Origin of the sequence: Euzebya tangerina, assembly GCF_003074135.1 — a bacterium.
Classification (GTDB): Bacteria; Actinomycetota; Nitriliruptoria; order Euzebyales; family Euzebyaceae; genus Euzebya; species Euzebya tangerina.
Window position 1 is genome coordinate 66,319 of record NZ_PPDK01000004.1, and the last position, 25,436, is coordinate 91,754.

The 25,436-nt window shown below is 69.4% G+C and carries 21 protein-coding genes; 9 read left to right on the plus strand and 12 right to left on the minus strand.

Annotated elements, in window-relative coordinates; all coding sequences use genetic code 11:
* Positions 1-3: 3 nt before the first annotated feature.
* Positions 4-387: a VOC family protein gene (locus C1746_RS20960; protein ID WP_116716744.1), complete on the minus strand. Its 384-nt coding sequence runs from the start codon at positions 385-387 to the stop codon at positions 4-6.
* A 140-nt stretch (positions 388-527) separates the two neighbouring features.
* On the opposite strand from C1746_RS20960, the gene C1746_RS20965 reads away from it, so the two are divergent.
* A complete protein-coding gene (locus tag C1746_RS20965) occupies positions 528-1,427 on the plus strand; it encodes an AraC family transcriptional regulator (protein ID WP_116716745.1) in 900 nt (299 codons plus the stop codon).
* On the opposite strand, the gene C1746_RS23050 is transcribed toward C1746_RS20965, so the two are convergent.
* Positions 1,424-4,387, minus strand: coding sequence for a cell wall-binding repeat-containing protein (locus C1746_RS23050; protein WP_162868045.1), 2,964 nt, complete (start codon positions 4,385-4,387; stop codon positions 1,424-1,426). The genes C1746_RS20965 and C1746_RS23050 overlap by 4 nt on opposite strands.
* Before the next feature lie 137 nt (positions 4,388-4,524).
* Between C1746_RS23050 and C1746_RS20975 the strand changes: the two genes are divergently transcribed.
* The 3 genes from C1746_RS20975 to C1746_RS20985 are packed head-to-tail and all read left to right on the plus strand — an operon-like array spanning position 4,525 to position 7,105.
* Positions 4,525-5,130 carry a DUF1269 domain-containing protein gene (locus C1746_RS20975; RefSeq protein WP_116716747.1) on the plus strand — a complete coding sequence of 202 codons (606 nt, stop codon included), beginning with the start codon at positions 4,525-4,527 and terminating at the stop codon, positions 5,128-5,130.
* Between the two features lie 41 nt (positions 5,131-5,171).
* Positions 5,172-6,047 carry an HAD-IIA family hydrolase gene (locus tag C1746_RS20980; RefSeq protein WP_116716748.1) on the plus strand — a complete coding sequence of 292 codons (876 nt, stop codon included), beginning with the start codon at positions 5,172-5,174 and terminating at the stop codon, positions 6,045-6,047.
* On the plus strand, positions 6,044-7,105 hold the full coding sequence (locus C1746_RS20985) for an MBL fold metallo-hydrolase (protein ID WP_162868046.1): 1,062 nt from the start codon (positions 6,044-6,046) through the stop codon (positions 7,103-7,105). Before C1746_RS20980 ends, C1746_RS20985 begins: the two co-directional genes overlap by 4 nt.
* Here C1746_RS20985 and C1746_RS20990 read toward each other — a convergent pair.
* The 3 genes from C1746_RS20990 to C1746_RS21000 all read right to left on the minus strand — a co-directional run bounded on the left by C1746_RS20990 (position 7,083) and on the right by C1746_RS21000 (position 9,524).
* Positions 7,083-7,844, minus strand: a complete 762-nt coding sequence (locus tag C1746_RS20990) for a sigma-70 family RNA polymerase sigma factor (RefSeq protein WP_116716750.1) — start codon at positions 7,842-7,844, stop codon at positions 7,083-7,085. The two genes, C1746_RS20985 and C1746_RS20990, sit on opposite strands and share 23 nt — an antisense overlap.
* Before the next feature lie 117 nt (positions 7,845-7,961).
* Complete coding sequence (locus tag C1746_RS20995; RefSeq protein ID WP_116716751.1) at positions 7,962-8,693, minus strand: GAF domain-containing protein; 732 nt, start codon at positions 8,691-8,693, stop codon at positions 7,962-7,964.
* Positions 8,694-8,771: 78 nt separating this feature from the next.
* Positions 8,772-9,524: a hypothetical protein gene (locus C1746_RS21000; RefSeq protein WP_116716752.1), complete on the minus strand. Its 753-nt coding sequence runs from the start codon at positions 9,522-9,524 to the stop codon at positions 8,772-8,774.
* Between the two features lie 104 nt (positions 9,525-9,628).
* Here C1746_RS21000 and C1746_RS21005 point away from each other — a divergent pair, with 104 nt between their 5' ends.
* The 3 genes from C1746_RS21005 to C1746_RS21015 all read left to right on the plus strand — a co-directional run bounded on the left by C1746_RS21005 (position 9,629) and on the right by C1746_RS21015 (position 13,780).
* Complete coding sequence (locus C1746_RS21005) at positions 9,629-10,411, plus strand: SDR family oxidoreductase (protein ID WP_116716753.1); 783 nt, start codon at positions 9,629-9,631, stop codon at positions 10,409-10,411.
* 76 nt (positions 10,412-10,487) lie between these two features.
* Entirely contained in the window at positions 10,488-12,425 is a 1,938-nt protein-coding gene (locus C1746_RS21010; protein WP_162868047.1) for a serine/threonine-protein kinase, read from the plus strand.
* 56 nt (positions 12,426-12,481) lie between these two features.
* Positions 12,482-13,780: a nucleotide sugar dehydrogenase gene (locus C1746_RS21015; protein WP_116716755.1), complete on the plus strand. Its 1,299-nt coding sequence runs from the start codon at positions 12,482-12,484 to the stop codon at positions 13,778-13,780.
* A 61-nt stretch (positions 13,781-13,841) separates the two neighbouring features.
* On the opposite strand, the gene C1746_RS21020 is transcribed toward C1746_RS21015, so the two are convergent.
* The 6 genes from C1746_RS21020 to C1746_RS21045 form a co-directional block, all read right to left on the minus strand.
* The gene (locus C1746_RS21020; protein ID WP_205712032.1) at positions 13,842-14,858 is read right to left on the minus strand and encodes an NAD-dependent epimerase/dehydratase family protein; all 1,017 of its coding nucleotides are present in this window, start codon (positions 14,856-14,858) and stop codon (positions 13,842-13,844) included.
* A gap of 45 nt (positions 14,859-14,903) precedes the next feature.
* Positions 14,904-16,448 (minus strand): dihydrolipoyl dehydrogenase, encoded by a 1,545-nt coding sequence (locus tag C1746_RS21025; protein ID WP_116716756.1) that lies wholly within the window; start codon positions 16,446-16,448, stop codon positions 14,904-14,906.
* Between the two features lie 70 nt (positions 16,449-16,518).
* The gene (locus C1746_RS21030) at positions 16,519-18,153 is read right to left on the minus strand and encodes a dihydrolipoamide acetyltransferase family protein (RefSeq protein WP_205712033.1); all 1,635 of its coding nucleotides are present in this window, start codon (positions 18,151-18,153) and stop codon (positions 16,519-16,521) included.
* A gap of 75 nt (positions 18,154-18,228) precedes the next feature.
* The gene (locus C1746_RS21035) at positions 18,229-19,200 is read right to left on the minus strand and encodes an alpha-ketoacid dehydrogenase subunit beta (protein WP_116716757.1); all 972 of its coding nucleotides are present in this window, start codon (positions 19,198-19,200) and stop codon (positions 18,229-18,231) included.
* Between the two features lie 4 nt (positions 19,201-19,204).
* Complete coding sequence (gene pdhA / locus C1746_RS21040) at positions 19,205-20,335, minus strand: pyruvate dehydrogenase (acetyl-transferring) E1 component subunit alpha (RefSeq protein WP_116716758.1); 1,131 nt, start codon at positions 20,333-20,335, stop codon at positions 19,205-19,207.
* Between the two features lie 239 nt (positions 20,336-20,574).
* The gene (locus C1746_RS21045; RefSeq protein ID WP_162868048.1) at positions 20,575-21,207 is read right to left on the minus strand and encodes a mycothiol-dependent nitroreductase Rv2466c family protein; all 633 of its coding nucleotides are present in this window, start codon (positions 21,205-21,207) and stop codon (positions 20,575-20,577) included.
* 136 nt (positions 21,208-21,343) lie between these two features.
* On the opposite strand from C1746_RS21045, the gene C1746_RS21050 reads away from it, so the two are divergent.
* Both C1746_RS21050 and C1746_RS21055 read left to right on the plus strand, forming a co-directional pair.
* Positions 21,344-21,988: a sigma-70 family RNA polymerase sigma factor gene (locus C1746_RS21050; RefSeq protein WP_116716760.1), complete on the plus strand. Its 645-nt coding sequence runs from the start codon at positions 21,344-21,346 to the stop codon at positions 21,986-21,988.
* A complete protein-coding gene (locus tag C1746_RS21055) occupies positions 21,981-23,501 on the plus strand; it encodes a hypothetical protein (RefSeq protein WP_162868049.1) in 1,521 nt (506 codons plus the stop codon). Before C1746_RS21050 ends, C1746_RS21055 begins: the two co-directional genes overlap by 8 nt.
* A gap of 32 nt (positions 23,502-23,533) precedes the next feature.
* Here C1746_RS21055 and C1746_RS21060 read toward each other — a convergent pair whose 3' ends face one another.
* On the minus strand, positions 23,534-25,378 hold the full coding sequence (locus C1746_RS21060; protein ID WP_162868050.1) for an AMP-dependent synthetase/ligase: 1,845 nt from the start codon (positions 25,376-25,378) through the stop codon (positions 23,534-23,536).
* Positions 25,379-25,436: the final 58 nt, after the last annotated feature.

The window sequence follows — 25,436 nt, forward strand, 5'->3', positions numbered from 1 at the left end:
ATGTCAGACGTCCAGTGCCAACATCCACTGGACGCCGAACCGGTCGCTGACCATGCTGAACCCACCGTCGGAGGGGAAGATGACCTGCCCGCCCTCCGACAGCTGCTCGTGCAGCTCCCGGTGACGCTCGACATCGTCGAGCCGCAGGAAGATCGAGATGGACGAGCCCACGGGTGTGCGGGCTGGATTGTCCGAGGCGCGAATCCGCAGCTCCCCGGCCACGACCTCGCTGTTGAAGATGAAGTCGGCCGCGTCGAGAGGCGACTCGATCGGCGCCTCGGCCATGGTGGTGAGGGTGGTGATCTCCCCGCCCAGGATCGACGCGTAGGCGGTCATGGCGTCACGGCAGGTCCCGGGAAAGGCGATGTAGGGGATGGCTGGCTGCATGATCAGGGTCCTTCGGCTCTCGGGGTGGCGCCCCGCCCGCTGAGGGGCAGCGGGGTCGCTGACGACCCTAGGAACGGTCCGCTGCCAGCCGCTTGCCAGATCTTGCGCAGTCGCCCGACAGGGCTGGGTAGGCTGCGCGGATGTCGGAGGGACCGGTCACACCCGCGGCTCGGGCCGACTGGGCAGCCAGGACCGCAGAGGTGATGGCCCACGTCCGGGCGAACCTGGACGGCGACCTCTCGTTGGCCACCCTGGCGGCGGTTGCACGCTCCGCGCCCCACCACTTCCAGCGCATCTTCACCGCGCTGGTTGGCGAGTCCCCGGCCTCGTTCGCCCGGCGGGCACGGGTCGAGCGCGCCGCGTACTTGATGATGGCCGCTCCCTCCCGCTCCCTGACGCGGATCGCGGCCGACGTCGGGTTCGCCGGCTCGTCGGACTTCTCACGGTCCTTCCGCCTCCACTACGGGATCCCGCCCTCGGCGTGGGACCGACGCACAGACCTGGCGGCAGACATACGGGCGCCACGACCACCGGTTCCCGACCCGCAGCAGCTGGCGGCGCTCGAGGCAGCCACACGTGTCATCCAGCTGCCCCGGACCACCCTGGCCGTGGTCCAGGCGCCGGGGATCATCGGGCTGGACGACATGCGAACCCCCTATGCGGCCCTGCTCGACTGGGCTCGATCAGCCGGGGTAGACCCGGATCAGCAGCAGCTGGTCGGCATGTCCTCCGATCACTACGTCGCGACGCCCACCGACCGGATCCACTACAGCTTCGGTCTCTCGGTCCCCGACGAGGTGGTCGTGCAGCCGCCCTTCAGCCGCAGGACGATCCCAGCGACGGCAGCCGTTGCCCTCCGATGTCGGGGGAGCCTGCAGGAGGTGGCTCAGGCCTGGGAGTTCCTGTACGGCCACTGGTTCCCGCACACCGGGCACGACCCGGCGGCGGTGCCGGCGATGAAGTGGTTCCACTCTCGGCCGGAGGAATCGGAGTGGCAGGTCTGGGACCTCGACTGCGTGATCGCGCTGACGCCGCCCTAGCCAGAGCCGGCCACCATGGTCGCCGCTTCCCCGCAGGCCACCGGCCTGCCGACACAGGTGACGCGGGCGTCTGGGGCCACCGAGCTCGACAGGAACGCGCGGGTGTCCTCGGGCACCAGATCCCCGCTCAGCATCACGATCGGTGCGTCCGTCCGGGCCGCGAGGGCCGCCAGGGTGAAGCCGGCCGCCCAACTCCCCGGAGCCTGCCCTTCGATCACGATGACCGACGTGGCCGGAGTGGCGGGTGTGAAGCCTCGGGCCGTCGCGATGGCAGTTGCCGTGGCGAACCGGTTGACGCCGCTGACGCGGCCGACATCGCGGACCAGCGAGCCCGCTTGCGCGGCAACCTCGTTCTGCACCGCGAAGGGCCCGCCCACGATTGTCAGGTCACCGACCTCAGTAGTCTCCAAGTGTGTCCGTGTGGTGCCCGACAGCACGTCGGTCTGGGTCAGCAGGACCGATCCCTGCACGCTGGCAGCCCACCCACCGAGCGCCAACGAGTCCGCAAAGGCCTGCGTCGGGTCCGTCGCCTCCGCCGTTGGGAACGCCCGGGAGAGGAACGCGGGGGGAGGAGGGTCGGCGGGCAATTGGGCGTCTGCCTGGTTGGTCGACACAGCCGCCTCATCCTGGACGAGTTCGGCGATGGCCGCCGCGGTCTCGAGCCGGGAGGGTCCGAAGGTCCGCTCGACGCGCAGGCCGGCCGCGGTCAGCGACGCCTCCACCGTGGCCGAGATGGCGGCCTCGCCACCCAGGATCCGGACCGTCCGAGCGCCAAGACGGGTGATTTCAGCCAGGACCTCGTCCTCGAGCTGCGCAGGATCGTTCAGCAGCAGCACCCGAGTGCCCTGCAGGGCACCGGAGGCCAGAGCGTCGGCGAAGACCTCCTCGCTGGCCAGGAGCACCTCGGCGGGGCCGGCGCCGTCGGAGGGGACGGTGGCCCGACTGACCTGGATCGCGAGGTCGGAGTTGTCGCGTGCCTGCTGGGGTAGCGCGACCGTCAGCGGGGCGGCCTGCTCCTGGTTGCCCCGGCCGTCGCCGGACGGCTGCGGTGGGTCCTGGCCCGGCTGGCCGGTGGGCTGGTCATCGGGAGTCGGGTCGGGCTCCGGGCTCGGGTCCGGCGTCGGGTCCGGGTCGGGGCTCGGGTCTGGTGTCGGGGTCGGAGTCGGATCCGGGTCGGGACTCGGGTCCGGAGTCGGAGTCGCAGTCGGAGTCGGAGTCGGCGTCGGGGTCGGGGTCGGGGTCGGGGTGGGATCGGGGTCCGAGACCGGAGCCACCTCGATGACCACCGACGCGGCGTCGGTCCGGCCACCGTCGTCGGTCACCGTGACCGTGGCCGTGTAGCTGCCGGGACCCGTGTAGGTGTGGGTCTGGGTGGCAGCCGGACCGGCACCGCCGGCCGAGGTGCCGTCGCCGAAGTCCCACTCGTAGCTCAGCGGCCCATCCTCCGGGTCATCTGAGCCCTCCGCCGAGAACAGGACCGTCAGCGGTGCCTGACCGGAGGTCGAGGTGGCGGACACCTGAGCTGTTGGCGCCTGGTTACCCGTGTCCGTGGGCATCGTCGCCGAGAGGGTGTACGGGCCGAGCGAGCCGTAGCTCGAGTACCCGTTTCCGGTGGCCTCACCATCACCCGCTCCCCGCACCGACAGGGTGTACGTCCCGGCCTCGACGACGGCCGTGATCGTGGCGTCCAGACCCTCGGCCTCCTGCCGATTGCGTCGAACCATGTCCGGGTCGCTGGCCGCGATCTCGTCCCCGTCCTCGTCGTGCAGTTCGAGCCGGATGTCCAGGTTCGGGCCCACACCACTCGGCTGCGCGACGATGGTCATCTCGCCCGCGTCGGCCGTCACCGTGAAGACGTCGACGTCGTCGGTGCCGATCCGTCCCTCCGCCTCGATGACGGGACCGGCCCCCAGCGAGGTCGCGGCCGCCGCGGTGTCGCCGTGATCATCAGCCAGCGGGGGGATGCCGCCAGCAGCCATCACGGCCAGGTCGTCCTGGGTGTTGGTGGCGTCGGAGTACTCCCCCTGGCTCCACTGGGTCACCGGATGGGAGTAGCCGGCTCCCATGATCGGTGCCCATCCGTCGGCGCCGCGGTAGTACTCGTTGTTCCGGCCGTCGTGGAACAGACCGAGGTTGTGGCCGACTTCGTGGCTGGTTGCCTCGGCGACGCCCTTGGCCCCGGCCCCCGTCCCTGCCGTGTAGACGAATGCGGGCTGGTAGTAGTCGTGAGACCAGCGTTCGTCGAACACGTCCACGTAGGCGACGCCGCCGCAGCCACTGGGACACTCCCGCGTCGGTCCGGAGCTGATCAACGCCCGCGTGCCGTACTGTTCGTCTGCGATGCCCGAGCGGTTGATGGCGTCGTAGCCGGGGTCCTCCGTGGTGACGTCGACATCGAACGGGGCGAAGTCCTCGGCCACCATGCGCCAGATGTCCTGGATCCGGGTCAACTCGGGGTCACTGAAGGCGCTCGCGTCGCCGTCGCTGTCGTAGGGCTCGGCGTCGTACGGCTCGTCCCCACCGTCGCTGGTGCGGGTCCAGGCGGAGTTCTCGATGCGGTGGCCGTCGAAGTCCAGGTAGATCACCCGGTCCGAGCCCGGCCGGGAGTGCAGCCGGAACGTCTCGGCCAGCGGGAACCGGCCGCCCGCTTCCGGGCCATCGAACGGACCGACCTGGGCTGAGCTGGCCTCGTCCGGTCCGTCGAAGCTGTGGGCGTCGGCGACCGACGGCTCGACGAAGAGCAGGCGTCCGTCCGCATCGACCTGCAGTGCCGAGTCCGAGCGCAGCTGCTCGATCAGCTCGAGCGTGGAGAGGTCGTACTCGGCAGCCACGCTGGAGAGCTCCGGTCCGAGGAGGGCGACGGCCTCCTCACCTCGAAGGGCGCCCGGAAGTACCTCGGGGTCCTGAAGGCCAGAGCCCTCCGCCGCGGCCGGCACGACCGCGAGCACGACAACAATCAACAGACCAAGGGTGACTACGGCATGACGCATTGCGATCTATGTCGGTGGTCCTCCTACCGGCCTGAAGTACCTTGTGTGGAAACCAACTACTCTCCGTGAGTGCCGATAGTGGCTGGGAAACGGGTAGGACTGGAGCCATGAGCTCGCCGTTCCCTCCCCCCACACCCGACCAGGCCGCCAGCATGCAGACCGTCGAGGAGCAGGCCGTGGCGGCCAGCATGGCCGCGACCACCGCGTCGGACTCGGCCACGCTGTGGGTGTTCGTGCTGGACGGTCCCCTCCGCGCCCAGGAGGCCCTGCTGGCGGCGATGCGACTGGTGGCGCGCAAGCACCTCAAGCTCGAGGACGCGGCCATCGTGACCAAGGTCGGCGGCAGGGTTCGGATCACCCAGACCAAGGACATCAACCCAGGGCAGGGGGCGATGTCGGGCACCTGGCTCGGTACGTTGGCCGGCCTGTTCGTGGGGCAGCCGTTGATCGGTGCTGCCATCGGGGCCGCAGTGGGTGGCCTCTTCGCGAAGCTGCGGGACATCGGCATCGACGACGACGAGATGAAGCAGATGGGTGAGGCGTTGGCCGACGACGAGGCGGCGCTGTTCCTGCTGATCGAGGACTGTCATGAGCTGCGGGCGCTCCGCGAGGTGGCCCGCTTCCCCGGTCGGCTACTGCGGACCACCGCGCCCGACGGCGTGGCGCAACGGGTCCGCGAGCAGCTGGTGGCACCCGACCCCTGGGGAACCTGACCGTCCCCACTCGGTGATGCCGGCCCGGTAGCCTGCCGGCCATGGGTTCCGCACCGATCGACGCCGTCCTCACCGACATGGACGGGGTCCTGGTCCACGAGAGCGAGGCGCTGCCCGGTGCAGCGGACTTCATCGCCCGACTGCAAGAGCGGGACATGAACTACATGGTCCTGACCAACAACTCGATCTACACGCCGCGGGACCTCTCCGCCCGACTTGGCCGCTCGGGCATCGCCATACCGGAGGAGCGGATCTGGACCTCGGCACTGGCCACCGCACGCTTCCTCGACGTCCAACGACCCGGCGGAACGGCCTTCGTGCTGGGCGAGGCTGGACTGACCACCGCGCTGCACGAGATCGGCTACGTCATGGTCGAGGAGGATCCGGACTACGTCGTGCTGGGCGAAACTCGCAACTACAGCTTCAACGGCATCACCACGGCCATCCAACTCATCCACGATGGCGCCCGCTTCATCGCCACCAATCCCGATGCCACCGGGCCGTCTCCGACCGGGCCGCTGCCGGCAACGGGGTCTGTGGCTGCTCTGATCACCAAGGCCACCGGCCAGGAGCCGTACTTCGTCGGCAAGCCGAACTCGCTGATGATGCGCTACGCACTCAACGCCATCGATGCCCACTCCGAGACCACGGTGATGATCGGCGATCGGATGGACACCGACATCAAGGCAGGACTGGAGGCGGGCCTGCGCACGGTGCTGGTCCTGAGCGGCTCGACGGCGCCGGACGAGATCTCGACCTTCCCCTACACGGCCTCGGTCGTCCTGGACGGGATCGGGGACGTCGATCTGGCAGCACTCGCCGAGCCGGCTGAGAATCCGACCGGCTCGGAGGACGGCGACTCGCGGCAGGCGCCAGACCAGACACGGCTTGCCAAGCCGGCAGGCTCCGAGTCGTGAGCTGGGACGAGCCGGGGACCGAGACCGTGGTACCGGGGGTGCATCGCGCCCCCGTCCCCCTCCCGATGGACGGACTGCGCGCCATCAACGTCTACGTCATCGAGGACGGCGACGGGGTCACCCTCATCGACGCCGGCTGGAACGACACCGAGTACGAGCATCCGGTCGCTCGCGAGGCGGTCGACGCAGGCCTCGCCGCCGCCGGGGCCGAGATGGGTGACGTCAACCGAATCCTGGTCACCCACGTCCACTACGACCACGTCGGCCAGGCGACCGAGCTGGTTCGGGCAGGAGCTGGCGGCTACTGGCTGGGCGAGCGGGACAAGCCGAGCTTCGACAAGCTCACCTCGGATCCGCTGGCCTCCCGAGCCGAGCGCATGGCCCTGCTCGAGACGTACGGCGCGACCGAGCTGGCCGATCGCTCACGGGCCCGCAAGCCGATGCTGACCGAGCCCGTCGATTGGGACGAACCCGAGCGGTGGATCGACGACGGCGACACCCACACGACAGCCGTCGGCGCGTTCGTGGCGATCGCCACGCCAGGGCACACGGCCGGCCACCACGTCTTCCACCTGCCCGAGCGGCGGCTGCTCTTCGCCGGCGACCACGTCCTGCCCCGGATCACCCCCTCGATCGGCCTGGAGTCAAACACGAATCGGCTGGCGCTGGTGCACTTCCTGGAGTCCCTCGCCAAGATCCGCAATCTCGATGTCGACCTGGTCCTGCCCGCCCACGGGGCACCGTGGCCTGACCTGGCGGGACGGGTCGATGAGCTCGTCGCCCACCACGATGATCGGCTGGCGGCCAGCCGCGCGGCCGTCGGGGCGGCTCACACCGACGGTGTCCCCACGGTCGGGATGGGCACGACGGCGTACGACGTCGCCAAGGCACTCCCCTGGACCCGTCGGCAGACCGCCTTCGCCGATCTCGACCTGTTCAACCAGGTCCTCGCCACCTGGGAGACGGCGGCCCATCTGGAACTCCTGGTGCAGCGCGGCGACCTGCTGCGGTTGGAGGACGAGGTGATCCGCTTCCTCAGGCCACCAGGTTCTCCCTGACCGTGGAGAGGCTCCGCCGCAGCAGCCGCGAGACGTGCATCTGCGAGCAGCCAACCCGCTCGGCGATCTCGCGCTGGGTCAGATCCTGGAAGTAGCTGAGGAAGACGATGCGACGCTCGCGGTCCGGCAGGGCCCGGATCTCAGCGAGTATGTCGATCAGGTCCTCCCGGTCGCGCCCGTCGGTGGAGCCGTCGGGGATCAGGCTGCCGATCTCGGCGCCGTCCCCGCCCAGCCGGACGTTCAACGAGTCGCTGCTGTAGGCCGAGGCGGCCTCCATCCCGATCCCGATCTCCTCCTCGGTCATGCCGCTGTAGTCGGCCAGTTCGAGGATGGAGGGCTCACGACCGTGGTCGGTCTCGAAGAAGCGGGTGAAGCGCGTGACGCGCAGCGAGAGGTTCTTCGCCGACCGGGTGACGTGGACATCCCAGGTGCGATCGCGGAAGTACCGCTTCATCGCACCGTCCATCGACCGGGTGGCAAACGTCGTGAACGACGCCCCGCCGTCAGGTCGCCAGCGCTTCATCGCACCGACGGCGGCCAGCCGGGCGACCTGATAGAGGTCGTCGAACTCCACGGACGGGCGGAGGACCTTGCGGACGCGTGAGCGGATCAGGGGGTCGATCTGGGTCATGACCAGTGCGCTGTCCCGCTCGTCGTGTTCCCGCTGGTGGCGAAGAACGACCTCGTGCAGCTCGTCGGTGCGCAGCCGGCCGGTGGCCTCTCGTACTGGCGGTGACATCAGATAACCCCTGGCGACGACGACTGGCAGGCCATCGCGCAGGGGTCGGGCGCTGGCATCACACTATCAGCACGGGGGTGCCCGTGCGGACGTACCCCCGTGTCCACCCGACCAGCGTCAGGCGGCGTCGATCACGTCGCTCAGGTCGAGTTTGCCCTCCATCACGGTCCGAGCGACGTCGAGGACGCGGTTCCGACCTCGCCGGGCATACCGGCGCAAGGCCCCGAACGCCTCCCGTTCGCTGAGGCCGTAGGTGTGCATCAGCACGCCCTTGGCCTGGTCGATGACGCCGCTCTCGTCGAGCGCGATGCGAAGCCCCTCGATCTGACGGGTCAAGCGGTCGTGCTTGCGGGCGTTGAACAGGTAGGACGTGGCGATGTCGGCGAGGATCTGTCCCACCTCGTGGCCGTCGTCCGGCAGCGGACCGGGCTTGTCGCGATAGAGGTTGAGCGCCCCGACGCGGAGGTCCTCGATCTTCATGGGGAAGCTGTGGACGGCCCGCATGCCGGAGGAGAGCGCCACCTCGGCGAACGCGGGGAACGGAGTCGTTCCCTCGAGGTCGTCGGTCAGGACCACCTGACCGGTTTCGTAGGCCATCACGCAGGGTCCCTGGCCGGTCTGGACCTGGAACTCCTCGATCAAGCGCAACCGGTCGTTGGATGCGGCGACGAACCGCAGCTCACCCTTGTCGTCCTCCAGCATGACGCCGGCACCGTCCACGTCGAGCATGGTGGGCGCGGCCGCCATCAGCTTGTCCAGTGCTTCCTCGGCGTGGAAGTCAGACACCAGCGTCTGGGCGAAGTGCACCAGCACTCGCTTCATGCGCTCGTCCGTGGTCGCGGTCGACATCCGCGTCACTCTACGCGAGCAGGCTTGGCGCTCGCCAACCCGCTCTGCGGTCCCACCACAGGTCCCCCGATCCCCGAGTCAGACCGCGCTGAGTTCACCGGCGCGGCTGGACTGCTCGGCTGCGTGGATCGCGTGATACCAGTCATCAGCGGCCGGTGCCGTGGTCTGGTCGGTCTCGGACTGCTCGAGCAGCGTGGCCAGAGCCCCGTCAGGCCAAGGATGGCCGCTCAGCAGCCGCACCATCAGGTTGGCCAGTCGTCGGCGGTCCTGGGCGACCCGCCGCGTGCCGGCTGCCGGCAGCAGCTCGTCGATGGCGACCATCACGATGCCGGCTCGCTCGTCGGTGCGGAACTGCCGGCCGTGGATGTTGGCATGGCCGGCGTGGTGCAGCGCCGCGGCGGCCGCGGCCACGTTCTTGGCCACGCGGAGCAGGTGGCGTCGAGTGGTTAGCGGGGCGATGGTGGCGCGTGTGGCCGGGTCGACGAACTCAGCCAGCGGCCAGGTCCTGCCGGAGCGGTGGCGGCGGGCGGTGTACCCGACGACCTGACCCTCCAGGTCGTGGAGCAGGTCAACCGGCCACGACAGGTGCACGCCACGGCCGGGATCCGGTGGTGGCGAGGCCAGCAGGCCGGCAACACGAGGTTCGTACTCCTCGGACGGATGGCTGTGGACGACGGCGACGTGCTCGGGAACCTCCTCGACCCGTGCGACACCGCGTGTGTCATCGCAGGCGACGTAGGTGAGCGTCACCCACCGCTCATCACTGGTCCGCTGCAGCGCCGTGGGGAACGCCGGGTCGCACACGACGGCCGTGGGGAAGGTGTCGGCCATACCTCCAACATGCCCCACATCCACCTCACCGTCAACATTCGCCACACGAGCAACAGCGCTGTGATGATTGGGGGCACGCCTCGTCGGGCGTTACATTGCCGCGCATGGAACTCTCCGGCAAGACGACGTTGGTGACGGGTGGCGGCAGTGGGATCGGGGCGGAGCTGTGTCGCCGGTTCACCGCCGAGGGCGCGACCGTCGTCGTGGTCGACCGCGATGAGGACGCGGCCCTCGACGTCGCCGAGGAGATCGACGGGACGGCGCTGATCGTCGACGTCGGCACGGCCGAGGAGAACACCCGCATGATCGTGGAGGCGGAGGACGCGGTGGGCCCCATCGACCTGCTGTGCCTGAACGCCGGCATCGGCAACGGTGGCGGGGTCGAGGCCCCCGATGAGTCGTGGGACCAGGCGTGGCGAGTCAACGTGATGGCTCACGTCTGGGCCACCAGAGCGTGGCTACCTGGTGCGCTGGAGCGCGGGGAGGGCTACCTGCTGCACACGGCGAGTGCCGCAGGGATGCTGTCCAACATCGGAGCGGCGCCATACACGGTCAGCAAGCACGCGGTGCTGTCCCTGGCCGAGTGGCTGTCGATCACCCATGGGGACCAGGGCATCACGGTCTCGGCGCTGTGCCCCATGTTCGTGGAGACCCCGATGGTGGAGGCGCTCCGCGAGTGGCCAGGCGGGAAGGGCCTGACGGCCCTGGGTGTGATCTCGCCGACCGAGGTGGCAGACGCCGTCGTGGCCGGGCTGGCGGACGAGCGGTTCCTGATCCTCCCCCACCCGGCAGTGGCCGAGATGGAGGTCGGCCGTGCGACGGACCGGGACCGCTGGCTGGGCGGCATGCGCAAGCTCCAGCGCCGGGTCCTGGCCATGGAGTCCTAGATCGGTCCTTACGGCCTGGTGACCCCTGGCCATCCGCTCCTGAAACAGCCTGTCCAGTCGGCAATAGTTGCCGGTAGTGCCCCCTCCTCCTCCGCAGATCCCAGGCCTGCGTGACCTCCGTCTGATCGGCGAGGGTGGCTTTGCCCGTGTGTACCGCGCGCGGGAGGAGACGTTTGACCGAACGGTTGCCGTCAAGGTGCTGAACTCGCGCATGGCGGACGCGGAGGCGTTGTCCCGCTTCGAGCGGGAGTGCCGCGCGCTAGGCCAGGTGGACGGCCACCCGAACATCGTGACGGTCCACTCGGCGGGGACGACGGTCAGCGGACAGCCGTACCTGATCATGGCGTACGAGCCGAACGGGTCGCTGCAGGACCGCCTCGACCGGGGCCTGCGACCCGAACCGCAGCAGTTGGCCAAGATCGGCGGCGAACTGGCAGATGCACTCGCCACGGCCCACGCCGCCGATGTGCTCCACCGCGACGTCAAGCCCTCCAACGTGCTGCTGTCGTCCCGGGAGGTCCCCAAGTTGGCCGACTTCGGCATCGCCCGTCTGGTGGGCGACACGTCACGGACCAAGAGCGGGTCGATCACCGCCTCGATCGCCCACGCCCCACCGGAGCAGATTGAGGGGAGGGCCGCCGGGCCGGCCAGTGACGCCTACAGCCTGGGGTCCACGCTGGCCGCGCTGGCACTGGGTCACCCGCCGTTCATGACCTCGGGGAACGACAGCCTGGCCAGTGTCCTGGGCCGGATGGTCACCCAGGACCCGCCGGACCTGCAGGACGTCGGGCAGTCCGAGGAGATGGCGACGCTGGTGGCCGAGCTGATGCAGAAGGAGCCGGGCGCCCGACCGGCTGACCTGTCCGCCGTCGCCGCACGGCTCCGGCACATGGCCGAGCGCACCGACGCGCCGTACGCCACTGACGCCCAGGTCAACTTCGCGCCGATCCCGCCTGACCTGCGAGGCTACCCACGGACGACGGCGGGGGCTCTGCCGCCGCCAGGGGCGATCGCATCATCGGCGGGTCAGCCGCCGGCGGGCGGATACGGGCCGCCTCCGGGGGCACGTGCCGTCGGAGCTGCGTCCGGCGGTCGCCCGGCATCGGCGGCGCGGACCGGGCTGCTGATCGGCGGTGTGGTGGGCGCGTTGGTTCTGCTCGTCATCGGTGGCTTCGCGCTCAACGCACTTCGCCAGCAGCCGGTCGACATCCAGGCCGATGTGGCCGTCAGCCGACCCTCGTCGAGCCCGACGGCCGCTCCCACGCCAACCGACGCGCCGGGTGAGCAGCTCCAGCCGTTGACGCCTGCCGACCCTCGCCCCACGCAGTCCGAGCGCCCCCCGGCACGACCTGCCGATGGGACGCCTGAGCCGACGTCAACCGCACCTGACGACGCGCCGACCAGTAGCCCCGAGACGCCGGCTGACGGCTCCTCGCTGCTGTCGGATGCCGGACTGCTCAGCACCACCCTGGTGGGTGAGAACGATCTGCCGGGTGAAGACTGGTCGCTGGCATCCTCCGCGGAGGCCGCGTCTCCGGACGACCCCGCGCATCCGGTCGCGCTGTGGGACGTCTGCGACCAGCGACTCGACCCGTCGCAGTACGGAGCCGCGGCCACGAACACGTTCGTCCAAGCCGGCGATGGCGCGGGCGATCCGGCCCTACCGGTGGCATCCACCGTCGTCGAGATCCTGACCGAGCCCGCCACGGTCGCGGAGGACATCCTGGCGCACCACGAGGCGTGCGGCTCCTACGCCGACAGCCAGGCCGACGGCAGCGAGGTGACCGTCGACATCTTCAGCGCCGAGCCACTCGACTTCGGCACGTTCGACGGTGTCATCGCGCTGCAGACCCTCCCCGAACTGGGCATCACCTACTTCAGCAGCTACGTCATCACCGAGGAGACGGTCGTGGCCATCGAGGCCGACCAACGTCTGGGCGTCGCGGAGATCACGGAGCTCGTGGCGGTCGTCCAGCTCAACCTGACGACGCTGGCTGACGGGCCCGGTCAGTAGGGCCGTGTCCGGCCCGGCGAGTACCGTGGGCGAATCGTGAACACCGAAGTGATGCCGTGAACGTCGAGGAGATCAAGGGCCGCTTGGCCGACCGGTCCGCCACCGTTGCCGTGATCGGGCAGGGCTACGTCGGGCTGTCGGTGGCGTTGGCCGCCGCCAAAGCCGGGCTGCGCGTGATCGGGATCGACACCAACCGCTCGCTGATCGAGGGGCTGGCCGATGGCCGACTGGTGGTCGCAGGGGTTCGCGAGGACGCCTTCGCCGAGGGCATCGCCACCGGCCGGATGACCTTCACCACCCAGCCGGACGGGATCGGCGCGGCCGACATCGTCCTGCTGTGCGTGCCGACGCCGGTGCGGGACCACAACCCCGACCTGTCTGCTGTGGAGGAGGCCGGTCTGACCGTCGGCGAGTACCTCTCGCCCGGCGCCCTGGTGATCCTCGAGTCCACGACCTACCCGGGCACGACGGAGCAGGTCCTGTGCCCGCAGATCGAGAAAGGCGGACTGGCGGCCGGGGTCGACTTCCTGCTGGCCTACTCCGCCGAGCGGATCGACCCCGGCAACACGGCCTTCACCTTCGCCGACATCCCGCGAGTCGTCGGCGGGATCGACCCCGCGTCCTCGGCCGTCGCGCAGGCGTTCTACGCGCTGCTGGTGGACGTGGTGCACCCGGTCTCCTCGTGCCGGGCGGCCGAGATGGCCAAGCTGCTCGAGAACACCTACCGCATGGTCAACATCGCGTTGGTCAACGAGCTTGCGATGGTGTGCAGCGACCAGGGGATCAGTCCGTGGGAGGTCATCGACGCCGCGGCGACCAAGCCGTTCGGGTTCGAGCGGTTCCTCCCGGGGCCAGGTGTCGGCGGGCACTGCATCCCGATCGACCCGACCTACCTGACCTGGCAGTCACGCCGGGACACCGGTCGGCCGTACCGGCTGGTCGAGCTGGCCAACGACATCAACGCCGAGATGCCGGGGTACGTCGTCTCGCGTGTCGCGGAGATCCTCAACGAGGAGTCCCGCGCGGTGAAGGGCAGCAAGATCCTGGCGCTCGGGGTCACCTACAAGCCGGACGTCGGCGACCTGCGCGAGTCCGCCGCGGTCCAGGTCATCCGCCGGCTGGTCCGACAGGACGCACAGGTGACCTTCCACGACCCGTTCATCGACGAGGTGGAGGTGGACGGCGTCATCCTCCACGGCTCGGAGCTGACCGACGAGCTGATCGCCGACGCCGACCTGGTTGCGGTGCTGACACCCCACTCAGCCTTCGACCTCGATCACGTCGTCGAGGTGGCGGGGACGGTCTTCGATGCCCGGAACGCGATCGGAGCGGCGCCCGGCGTGGTCGTCCTGTAGGCGGCCCGATCCCACCAGTGCGTGTCGCCTTCCGAGCCCCGGCCAGCACAAGGTGACACACCTACCTCCCGCGCAGGTGCACCCGCATCCAGTCGAGCGTTGCCGCCAGGCCATCCGCCAGCGGCGTCGGGGACCACGATGGCACCAGGGCCTGCAGCCGGGAGATGTCCGCCTGGGAGCGCTGAACGTCCCCCGCCCGAGGCGGACCGAACTCGGTGGCCACGGTGGTCCCGGCAGCCTGGCCAAGCCGGTCGATGATCTCCAGCAGCGACGTGCGGGTTCCGGCCGCCACGTTGACCGGTACCGGCGAGGTCAACCCGTGTGTGATGGCCCTCGTGATCAGCCAGGCGACGTCGTCGACGTACACGAAGTCGCGCGTTTGCGAGCCGTCGCCGAACACCGTGACGGGCGTCCCCTCCACCACCGCTGCGGCGAAGGCCGGGATGGCGGCGGCGTAGACGTGCCCCGGGGGCTGGTACGGCCCGTAGACGTTGAAGAAGCGGAGCGGTAGGACCGGCAGGTCGTAGGTCGCCGACCAGGCCATGGTGCTCGCCTCCGTCGCCAGCTTCGTCGCAGCGTAGGGGCTGCGGGGGTCAGGTGGGGTTGTCTCCGGTGTGGGGAGGGTCGGGTCGGCGCCGTACAGGGCGGCGGAGGAGGCCACGATGACCTGGGCGTTCCCGGCCTGCCGGGCCGCCTCCAGCACCCGCACAGTGCCCGTCACGTTGACCGCGTGGCTGTCGACGGGGTTGGCCACCGACTCGGGCACCGAGGCACGAGCGGCCAGGTGGACGATGGCGTCGACCCCGTCGGTCGCCTCCGCCAGCGCCGAGGGGTCGAGGATCGAACCCCGGCTGTCGGTCAGGTTCCCCACCGGGTCGGTCAGGTTCCCCACCGGGTCGGTCAGGTTCCCCACCGGGTGGGTGGGCTCCCCCGTCAGATCAGCAAGCGTCCCGTGGTCGCCCGCCGAGCGGTCGTCGAGAACGCGCACCTGGTCGATCCCCTCGGTCGCCAGCAGCCGCGCGACCAGGTTGGTGCCGATGAACCCGGCCCCGCCGGTCACCAGGACGGTCTTGCCCACAGCTCGGCCTTCCTCCTCGACACGTCCCCGACGTCGGGCGCGACGTCAGTGCGAGTGGAACGGTAGATCGGCGGCGGCCATGTGCACCTCACCCATGGCTTCGGCCAGCGTCGGGTGCGGGTGGACCAGAGCGCCCACCTCTGCCGGTAGGGCTCCCCACGAGGTGATGAGCTGGGCCTCGGCGATCAGGTCCGTGGCGTGTGGGCCGAGGATGTGGACACCGAGGACAGCCCCGTCCGGCCCGCCGGTGACCACCTTGGTGAACCCGTCCGAGCCGTGGATGATCCCCTTGGCATTGCCCTTCAACGAGTAGGTCGCCGTCGCGACAGCGTCAGCGCCGAAGCGCTCGACGGCCTGTGCTTCGGTCAACCCGACCGAGGCCACCTCCGGCGTGCTGTACGTGACCCGCGGGACCTGGGCGTAGTCGACCGGCGTGACGTGGTCCTCGTGCAGGCCGTTCGCGGCGGCGATCTGGTCTGCCACGACGAAGCCCTCCGCGAAGCCGGCGTGTGCCAGCGCCAGCGCCGGTGGTGCGAGCACATCGCCGACGGCCCAGATGCCGTCGATGGCGGTGCGCCCCCACTCATCGGTGCTGACGTAGCCGCGCGCGTCCAGGACCTCGTACTCGGTGGGCCCGTCCGATCGGGACCCCTGTCCGGCCGTGACCAGCCCGATGCCGGCGGTCCGGGGGGCCCGGCCGACCGCAACCAGGACGGTGTCGACGACCAGCGACTGCCCATCCGAGAGGCTGACGGCTGCGGCGCGGCCCGTCGGCCCCTCCACAACGGTGACGGAGTCTGCGGTCGTGCCGGCAACGGTGGTGATCCCCCGCTTGCGGTAGGCGCGGGCCAGGCCCTTGGAGAGGTCGGGGTCCTCCAGCGGGGCAATCCGGTCGAGGGCCTCGACGATCGTGACCTCGGTCGCGCCGAGTGAGCGGAAGAGGCTCGCGAACTCCAGGCCCACGGCGCCGGACCCGATCACCACGGCCTTGTCGGGAACCCGCTTGAGCTTGGTCGCCTCGTCGGAGGTGATCACCACCTCACCATCGATCTCGATGCCGGGGAGGGTGCGGACTGTCGAGCCGGTCGCCACCACGATGTGGGGGGCCTGCAGGATCTCCCCGGTCGACGACTCGCCGATCGACGACTCACCCGACACGGCCACGCGGTGGATGAACTCCCCTGTCTGCTCCGAGCGCCCGAGCGGCTGCACGATCCGCCCGAACCCGTTGGCGACGTGGATCCGACGCGCCTGGATCAGCCCTTCGAGCCCCCGCGTGAGCTGCTCCTGGACACCCTCGCGGAAGGCGGCCATGCGGGCGAGGTCGAGTCCCTCCACGGTGAGGTCGAGCCCGAAGCGGTCGGCCTCACGCGCCTCGTCCATGACCGAGCCGACGTGCAGCATCGCCTTGGATGGGATGCACCCCCAGTGCAGGCAGGTCCCGCCGACCCGGTCGGCTTCGACCATGGCCACCGTCAGGCCCTGGACAGCCGCGCGCAAGGCCACGCCGTACCCACCCGGACCGCCGCCGAGGACGATGACATCGGCGTCGGTGGTGGTCTCCGCCGGTGCCGCTTCCGCTGCGCTCATTGGTTCTCCTGCCGCTCGCGCCGAGCCGCCGACCTCCGCGTCGGTCGGGTTCTCAGCCGGCTGCGCGAGCTCACAGGTTGGCGACCAGCTGGGTCGGATCCTCGGTCATGTCAGCCAGCAGGCGGAGGAACCCTGCCCCCTCGCCGCCGTCGCACACCCGGTGGTCGAAGGCGATGGAGTAGGTGATGACCTTGCGGACCTTGATCTTGCCGCCGGTGACCCAGGGCTTGTCGGTGATCCTCCCCACGCCGAGGATGGCGACCTCCGGGTGGTTGATGACCATGTCGCCACCATCGACCCCGAACGCCCCGTAGTTGGAGATGGTGAAGGTCCCGCCGCTCATCTCCGTCGGGGTGAGCTTGCCGGCACGAGCTGTCTCGGCCTTCTCGTTCAGGGCGGCTGCCAGCTGCACGGTGGTCATGATGTGGGCGTCGGGGATGACCGGGACGACCAGTCCGCGGGGTGTCTGGGCGGCGATGCCCAGGTTGACGTGGCCGTACTGGACGATCTCCTCGGTCTCGACGTCCAGCGAGGCGTTCAGCGAGGGGTACGCACGCAGCCCGGCGACGGCCATCCGCATGATGAGCGCGAGCGGGCTGATCTTGGTCTCCGACGCCTCGTTCAGCTTCCTCCGCAGCTTCCACAGCGGGGTGGCATCGGCCTCGACCCAGGTGACGGCTTCGGGGATCTCGCGGCGCGAGCGGCCCATCTGGGCGGAGATGGCCTTGCGGATCTGCCCCATCGGGATCCGGGTCTCGCTGCTCCCGTCCGCGGACGCGGCCACTCCGGCGGTCGAGGACCCGGTGTCGCGTGCGCCGGCCTCGGCTGAGGCGGCAGCCGCGTGCTCGGCGGCGATGGCTGAGGGGTCGGTCGCGGCACGGGCCTGGGCGGCCTCGGCCGGGCTCTCCGCCGGGACGGTCGGGCTCTCCGCCGGGACGGTCGGGCTCTCCGCCGGGACGGTCGGGCTCTCCGCTCGGGATGAGGTGTCGGCGGCGGCGTGAACGTCCTCGCGCGTGATGACTCCGTCCTCACCGCTGCCGGCGACGACGTCCAGGTCGACTCCCAGGTCCTTGGCCAGCTTGCGGACCGGCGGCTTGGCCTTGGGGCGCCCGTCGCGCTCGACCGGCGCGGGCGATTCGACACGATCGGGGCCTGAACCCTCCATGTGGCGGTTAGCCCCCGATCGTGCACCATCGTGGGCCGAGTCAGCACCAGCTGACGAGGTCACCCGGCGCCGCCGAGAGCCCCCGCCACCCGAGGTCCCGTACCCCACCAGCACACTGCCCGACTCACTGCGGTCCTCCCCGGAACCGCTGTCGCCGGATGGTGCCTCCGCCGCGGCCTCTGCCGACCCGGTTGCCGAGATCGCCGTCCCCGGTGCGTCACCCGAGGAGAGGTCCCCGTCTGCTCCTGCTGACCCCGACTCGCCCGCCGACCCCGTCGCGCCGCTCGAGGACCCCTCACCTCCGACATCGATGGTGATGAGCGGCTCGCCGACGGCCACCTCCTCGCCTGGCTGGGCGTGCAGAGTGGTCACCGTCCCCGCGAACGGAGAGGGCACCTCCACAACGGCCTTCGCGGTCTCCACCTCGGCGATGTACTGGTCCACCTCGACGGTGTCGCCGACCGCAACCAGCCAGGCCACGACCTCGCCCTCCGTCAGCCCCTCACCGAGGTCGGGCATCATGAACTCGCGCTGGCTCACCTTGCACTCCTGTTGTCATCCGGCGTCAGCCGGCATGTGTCCGTGACCGTGGACGGCCCGAGCGGTAGCGGGATGTCAGTACTCCAGCGTCGTCGCGACGGCATCCAGGATTCGGTCCACGTCCGGCAGGAAGAACTCCTCGAGCATCGCCGCCGGATAGGGGATGTCGAAGCCGCCAACGCGCTGGACCGGCGCCTCCAGCGAGTAGAACGCGTGCTGCTGCACCCTGGCCGCCACCTCGGCACCGAACCCGGCTGTCGTCTGCGCCTCGTGCACCACGACCAGCCGTCCGGTCCGCTCGACCGACTCCACGATCGTGCCGTGGTCGAACGGCACCAACGAGCGGATGTCGATGACCTCGAGGTCCCACCCCTCCGCCTCCGCGGCCTCGGCCGTCTCCAGGCAGGTCTTGACCATCGGCCCGTAGGCTGCCAGCGTCGCCGTGGTCCCCGGCCGACGGACGACGGACTGGCCGATGGGCTCGGTGGTGATGGGGAGGATCGCGTCCTCCTTCATCCAGTACCGGCGCTTGGGCTCGAAGAAGACGACCGGATCGTCGGAGAAGATCGACTCGGTCAGCAGGGAGTAGGCGTCTGCGGGCGTCCCCGGCGTGACAACCTTCAGGCCGGCCGTGTGGGCGAAGTAGGCCTCGGGCGACTCGGAGTGGTGCTCCACCGCTCCGATCCCCCCGCCGAAGGGGATCCGGATCGTGATCGGCATCGTCACCGTCCCGCGCGACCGGTTCCGCATCTTGGCGATGTGGGACACGATCTGCTCGAAGGCGGGGTAGGTGAAGCCGTCGAACTGCATCTCGATGATCGGGCGGAAGCCGTACATGGCCATCCCGACCGCGGTCCCCGCGATGCCTGCCTCGGCCAGCGGGGTGTCGAAGCAGCGTTGGTCACCGAACCGCTCCTGCAGCTTGTCGGTGATCCGGAAGACCCCGCCAAGGGTTCCCACGTCCTCACCGAAGAGGACCACCCGGTCGTCCTTCTCGAAGGCATCGTGCAGGGACTGGTTCAGGGCCTGAGCCATGGTGATCGCCATCGGATCAGCCTTCCGTTCCGTTGGTGCCCGCGTCCAGCTCGCGCGTCAGCAGCGCCCGCTGGTCGGCGAACTCGGCCGGGGGGTCGACGTAGACGTGCTCGAACAGCTCCATCGGGTCGCCGTGTGGCGCTTCGTAGATCTCCTCGCGGATGCCGGAGGCCAGGGTCTCGACATCGGCGTCGATCCGGTCCTTCAGCTCGTCGTCCATCAGGCCCTCTGCGCTCAGGTACGCCCCGAAGCGGGCGATGGGGTCACGCCGCTGCCACTCGTCCATCTCCTCGGGCGTGCGGTAGCGGGTCGGGTCATCGGAGGTGGTGTGGGCCTCCATCCGGTAGGTGACGGCCTCGATGAGGGACGGACCCTCGCCGGCGCGGGCTCGCTGGACCGCACGTCTGGTGACCGCGTAGGTGGCCAGCACATCGTTGCCGTCGACGCGGTAGCCGGGGATCCCGTAGCCGATGCCCTTGTGGGCGATCGTGGGGGCGCGGGTCTGCTCGCTGAGGGGCGTCGAGATGGCGTACTGGTTGTTCTGGACGAAGAAGATGCAGGGAGCGTCGTACACCGCGGCGAAGTTCATCGCCTCGTGCGGGTCGCCCTCACTGGTGGCGCCGTCGCCGAAGTAGGTCATGACGACGATGTCCTCGCCGTCGAACGCGGCAGCGATGGCGTAGCCGGCCCCGTGGATGGCCTGGGTGCCGATCGGGATGCTCATCAGCGCGAAGTTGGAGTCGTAGGGGTTGTGGCCCGACAGCCACGTCCCCCGCCACTGGTGCAGCAGCTGCCCCGGCTCGAGGCCCCGGACGATGGCGGCACCCATCTCCCGGAACGAGGGGAACATCCAGTCACGGTCCTCCAGCGCGTACGCGCCGCCGACCTGGGCGGCCTCCTGCCCCAGCAGTGAGGCGTAGACCCCGAGCTGCCCCTGGCGTTGCAGGCTGATGGCCTGCTTGTCGATCCGCCGGCTGACCACCATGTAGCGATACAGGTTGCGCAGGTCGTCGGGACCCAGGTCGTCGATCGGGAAGTCCGGGTTCTCGTGCAGCACCCCGTCGTCGTCGAGCAGTTGGACGGGCTCTGCCGGAGGCAACAGCTGCAGGTAGCGCTGATCAAGCGCAGCGGGCTCGGATCGGTTCATGCAGACGTCTGCCTCCTGGGCAACAGCGGGGGTCTCCCGGTGCCACGAATCGATGGTGCGGTGGGGATGGCCGCACCATGACCGTACGCTACTGAACACTTCCGCTGGCTCACAAGGGATTGTGAGACACGTTGTCCGATTCGATTGCACGAACTGACGAGACACTGACGATACGAACACCCAAGTAAGGCCTGACGGAAGGATCGTCAGGCCTTGGGTTTGTCGAAATGGCCGCCGCGCTACAGCTGGATGCTGCTCATGTCCGGACCCTCGTTCCGGGTGCGCTTCAGTTCGTAGAACCCGTCGACCTCGATGAGCGCCGACAGCCCGTCCCAGAGCGTGAGCGCCGCATCACCGGTCGGCACGCTCGGGATGACCGGACCGAAGTAGCCCTTCCACTCGCCGTCCACCTCGTAGGCGATGATCGGCGTTCCGACGTCGTCGCCGGCCACGTCCTCGGCCTCCGCCGTCGATGCTCGGACGGCCTCATCCAGCGAGCTGTCGTCCATGTACTCGGCGTAGGAGGCGTCGACGCCGGCCGCGGTCAGCGCCTCGGTCACGTCGAAGTCGAGCCCGTCGTCCGCGTGGTGGAAGTGTGTTCCGAACTCCTTGTAGACCGCACGGATCTGATCGGTCTTGCCGTCCTTGCGAAGGGCCTCCACGATGCGGAGCAGCGCGAACGACCGGTTCATTGCTGGCTGGACCTTCTCCCGGTACTCGGGATCGATCTCCTTGCCCTCGTTGCGGACCTTCAGGCTGATGGGACGCCAGTCGATCTCGATGTCGCGGTGGGGACGAACCTCGTCGTCCAGCCAGAAGCTGGTGACCCAGCACCAGGGGCAGAGGGGGTCGAAGTAGAAGCGGACCTGCATGGGTGAGTGCCTTTCAGGCGGCATATAGGTGACGGTTTCCCTGCGTGCAGCGGGGTACCTGCCACGGTTATTCCCGAGCAGGGACGTCTCGCACACCCGGTGCAACCTGACAGCCCTGTCGATCGTCACGTTGCAGATGGCCCTCGATCCAGCGCTAGCATCCTTCTGCCGCCAGGCCCACCCCCGTCTGGTCGGCAGTCTGACGCTGTACACGGCCGATCCTGCACTTGCCGAGGAGATCGCCCAGGACGCCTTGGCGTCGCTGATCACGACCTGGGCTGAGGTCCAACACAAACGAGAGCCGTTGGCGTGGGCACACACCGTGGCGCTGAACCTCGCCCGGACCCGCCTGCGACGGCGGCGCGTTGGCCGCCGGCTGCTGCGGTTGGCAGCCACGACGACACCCACGGTGCACCACGATCCCGACGCTGGGGACGCTGTGGCAGTACGTCAGGCACTGCAGTGTCTGCCCCACCGACAGCGCGCCGTCCTCATCGCTCGCTTCTACGCGGGACACTCCGTGGCTGAGACGGCTCACATCCTCGACGTTCCCCAGGGCACCGTGAAGTCCGACACGCACCGCGCGTTGGCCGCGCTGCGGGCACTGCTGGGTGATGACGCCCTGGCGGCCCCGGCGACCGGCTCATCGGCCACAAGCCACGTACTGGGTCCTGCGCCTCGCCCTGGAAGGCCAGGCCACCAGAAGCCGTCACCTCAGAACGGACCACAGAGGCAGCCCGGCAACACGACTCAGCCGACCCCACGGAGTACCCATGAGTGATCAGTCGACGCAACAAGACGACCCGTCGAGCCGCAGTCTAGGAAAGTTGCTCGAACGCGCCGCCGGCACGGCGGCATCGTTGGACCTGGACGCTCTGGAGCAGCGGGCAGCACGGCACCGCCGCCGGACATCGGCTCAGCGAGCGCTCACTGGATCGGCCGTTGCGCTGGTGATCATCCTGCTGGCGGCTTCCGCCATCCGCCTTGCGGATCCGGGTCCGCCGGCCGTTGTGCTGGACCATGATCCAGCGGGGTCTCCGCTCGACGTCACCCCGACCGCCAACCCCTTGCCGCCGACCCCTGAGGTTGCCGTCACCTCCCAGATCGACCCGAGGAGCGGCGTCGAAGTGACCGAGATTCCTGCTGACGGTGCGTCTGCTGATCGAGAGCCGGCGGCGGCATCGCCTCCCAGCACCGAGATGCTTGCCATCTTGGAACAGCCACCCGCCGTCCTGTCGGCAGGCGAGGCAGGGATGGTCGCTTTCGGTCCCACCGGCCGCGGTCCGTTGTGGTTGGCCGGGGAGGCCGAGAACCATCGCGTCCTCGTGGCACCACGGTCTGACGGCGACATCGCTTCTATTGCCGTGGCGGCGATGGGTGCCGCCGGAGGCAATGGCCTGCTGACGCTGAACACCAGCCTGCGACCGGACAGCTGGTTGGTCTGGTCGATCGTTCCTGACGGCTACGACACCGGGGTACTCGCTGATGGCCGCGAACTGCCCATCAACAACAATCTGCTGTCCTTCGCGGGCCCAGACGGCATCCCCTCGGAGCTGGCAGGAACGGGTGAGGTCGACATCAGGGGCAGCGTCACAGGACCGGCCGGATCGCTGCCGCTGCGACGCGCCCAGCCACCGACGGAGGACGCCGCCGCCACCTTCGACGTCCTTGACGAATCAGAGCCACCGTGGCCGCTCGTCGGCGGCGTCGATCAATTGCGACCCCAGAACCTCTGGCCGACAGACCAACTGCGTCCGCTCAACAGCGTGGTGGGGACCGTCGAATCGGTTGTTGGCTCACTCGCCATCACCTCCGCAGATCAGGTCGAGGCGATACCGCCGGAGCTGGCGGTAACCGAAGGTCTGTGCCTCACAGTACTGTTCACGCCACCTGACCCTCCCCCCATCGGCTGTGGCTATGCGCGGACGACCGGCACTCCCCTGGTCGCAACGATCTCGTGGACGGGCGCCGACGGTGGTCTCAGCTGGGCAGCCCTGGTGCCCGACGGGTGGACCGAACTGGTCACGTCCAACGGCTCCTCCACACCAGTGCGGGACAACGTCCTCGCCATTCCGGACATCACCACCCATCCGCGAACCGCCGAGTTGGTCAACGCTGATGGCCGGCGCGAGGTGGTCGCCGTCATGCCGTGGGAGGGCGACGAACCGAACAACCTCGAAGCGCTGGCCAGCGCTCCACCCGGGCTGCCCCTCACCGAGGAGCCCGAGGTCATCATCCCATCACACGCACCCAGCCCGTGGCTCACCGCGACGGAGCAGCCAGCGCTCGACTGACTCGCCCGCCCGTGGCTGGACCCCGTCCACCGTCAGGCGTAGATGCCCTCGATCACGTCGGCGTACTTCGTCTCGACCACGTGCCGCTTCAGCTTCATCGACGGGGTCAGCTCGCCCGACTCGACCGTCCAGTCCGTGGGCAGCAGCTCCCAGCGCTTGACCTGCTCGACCCGCGCCAGCTTGGTGTTGGCCGTCTCCACGGCCCGCTCGATCTCGGCCCGGACGTCCTCCCGCTGGGAGAACTCCGCCAGCGACTCGTAGGGGATGTCGTTCTTGGCCGCCCATCCGGGCGCCGCCTCCGGGTCCAGCACCAGCAGCGCCGAGATGTAGTTCCGGTCGTCGCCGACGGCCATGACCTGCCCGATCAGCGGGTGGGCGGTCATGTGAGTCTCGATCTCGTGCGGGCTGACGTTCTTGCCGGAGGAGGTGACGATGATCTCCTTCTTCCGGCCGATGATCTCCAGGTACCCCTCGCTGATCCGGCCGAGGTCCCCGGTGTGGAGCCAGCCGTCGTCGTCGTAGAGCTCCTCGGTGGCCTCGGGCCGCTTGTAGTACGCCGGTGTCATGGTCGGTCCACGGGCGATGATCTCGCCGTCATCAGCGATCGCGACCTCGATGCCCGGCAGCGCCTCGCCGACCGTCGAGAGCCTCGTCCGACCGGGCTGGTTCGCATTCGTGACCGCACACGTCTCGGTCATCCCGTACACGTTGAGGATCTCGATTCCGAGGCCCGAGAAGAACATCAGGAGGTCGTCCGGCATCTTGGCGGCACCGGTCAGCGCCACCGTGAGGTCGTCCATGCCCAGGCCTTCGCGGACCTTGGAGTACACCAGCCGCTCGAACAACGTCGCCTGCGCCTGCAGCAGGATGGAGGGCTTGCGACCGGTCAGCTGCATGCCGCCCAGCTGCGGGAGGATCTCGAAGGCCTGCTGCCCCAGCTTCGCCTTCGGTCCCTCCGCCTCCGCCACCCGGTTGAGCAGCGCCGAGCGCATCTTCTCCCATACGCGGGGGACGGCCAGGAAGGCCGTGGGCCGTGCGACCGGTAGGTACTCCGCGATCTTGGTGTAGTCGTCGCAGAAGAAGACCTTGCTGGCGTACAGGATCCCCTGCCAGTGGCTGAAGGTCCGCTCGGCCACGTGGGCCAGCGGCAGATAGGACAGCACCCGCGGGTTCATCGGCAGCTCGAAGACCTGCTTGGCGGCCTCCATCAGGTACAGGACCGCCTGGTGGGTCTCGACCACACCCTTGGGTGGCCCCGTGGTGCCGGAGGTGTAGATCAGCGTGGCGGTGTCGTCGGGCTCGACGGAGTTCCACCGCTCGGTGTAGACCTCCTCGCCGACCTCGGCCAGGTGTGCCTCACCCTCCGCCAGGAAGTCCGCCCAGCTGATGACACCCTCACCGTCACAGGCGTCGGCGTCCTCGATGACCACGATCGTGGCCAGCTCGGGCAGCTGATCCCGGACGGCCGCCCACCGTCCGTACGCCTCGGGTCCGCCCAGGACGGCGACCTTGGCCTCGCAGTTGCCGGCCACGTAGGCGATCTGGTCCTCCGCCAGGGTGTTGTAGACGCTGACACCGGTGGCGGCAGCCATGAACGAGCCGGCGTCGGCGATGCAGTGCTCCGGCCGGTTCTCCACCATGATCGCAACGAAGTCGCCCTTGCCCAGGCCGCGCTTGTGCAGCGCCATGGCCACGTGCTTGGCGGCCTGGCCGTACGCACCCCACGACGTCCAGTGCCAGTTGCCGTCGTCGTCCCGCCGGCCCAGGGCGTCGGCGTCCGCGTGGTCGGTGGTGGCCTGGTGGAAGAGCGTGCAGAGCGTCTGGCCCTCGATGGCGGAGAGGATCTTGGCGCGCTGTGCCTCGACGGGAGTGGTCATCGGAGGGGCCTTTGGTCGTGTCGGGTCGCCGACCGTGGCGGGGTCGGCGGACCGCGAT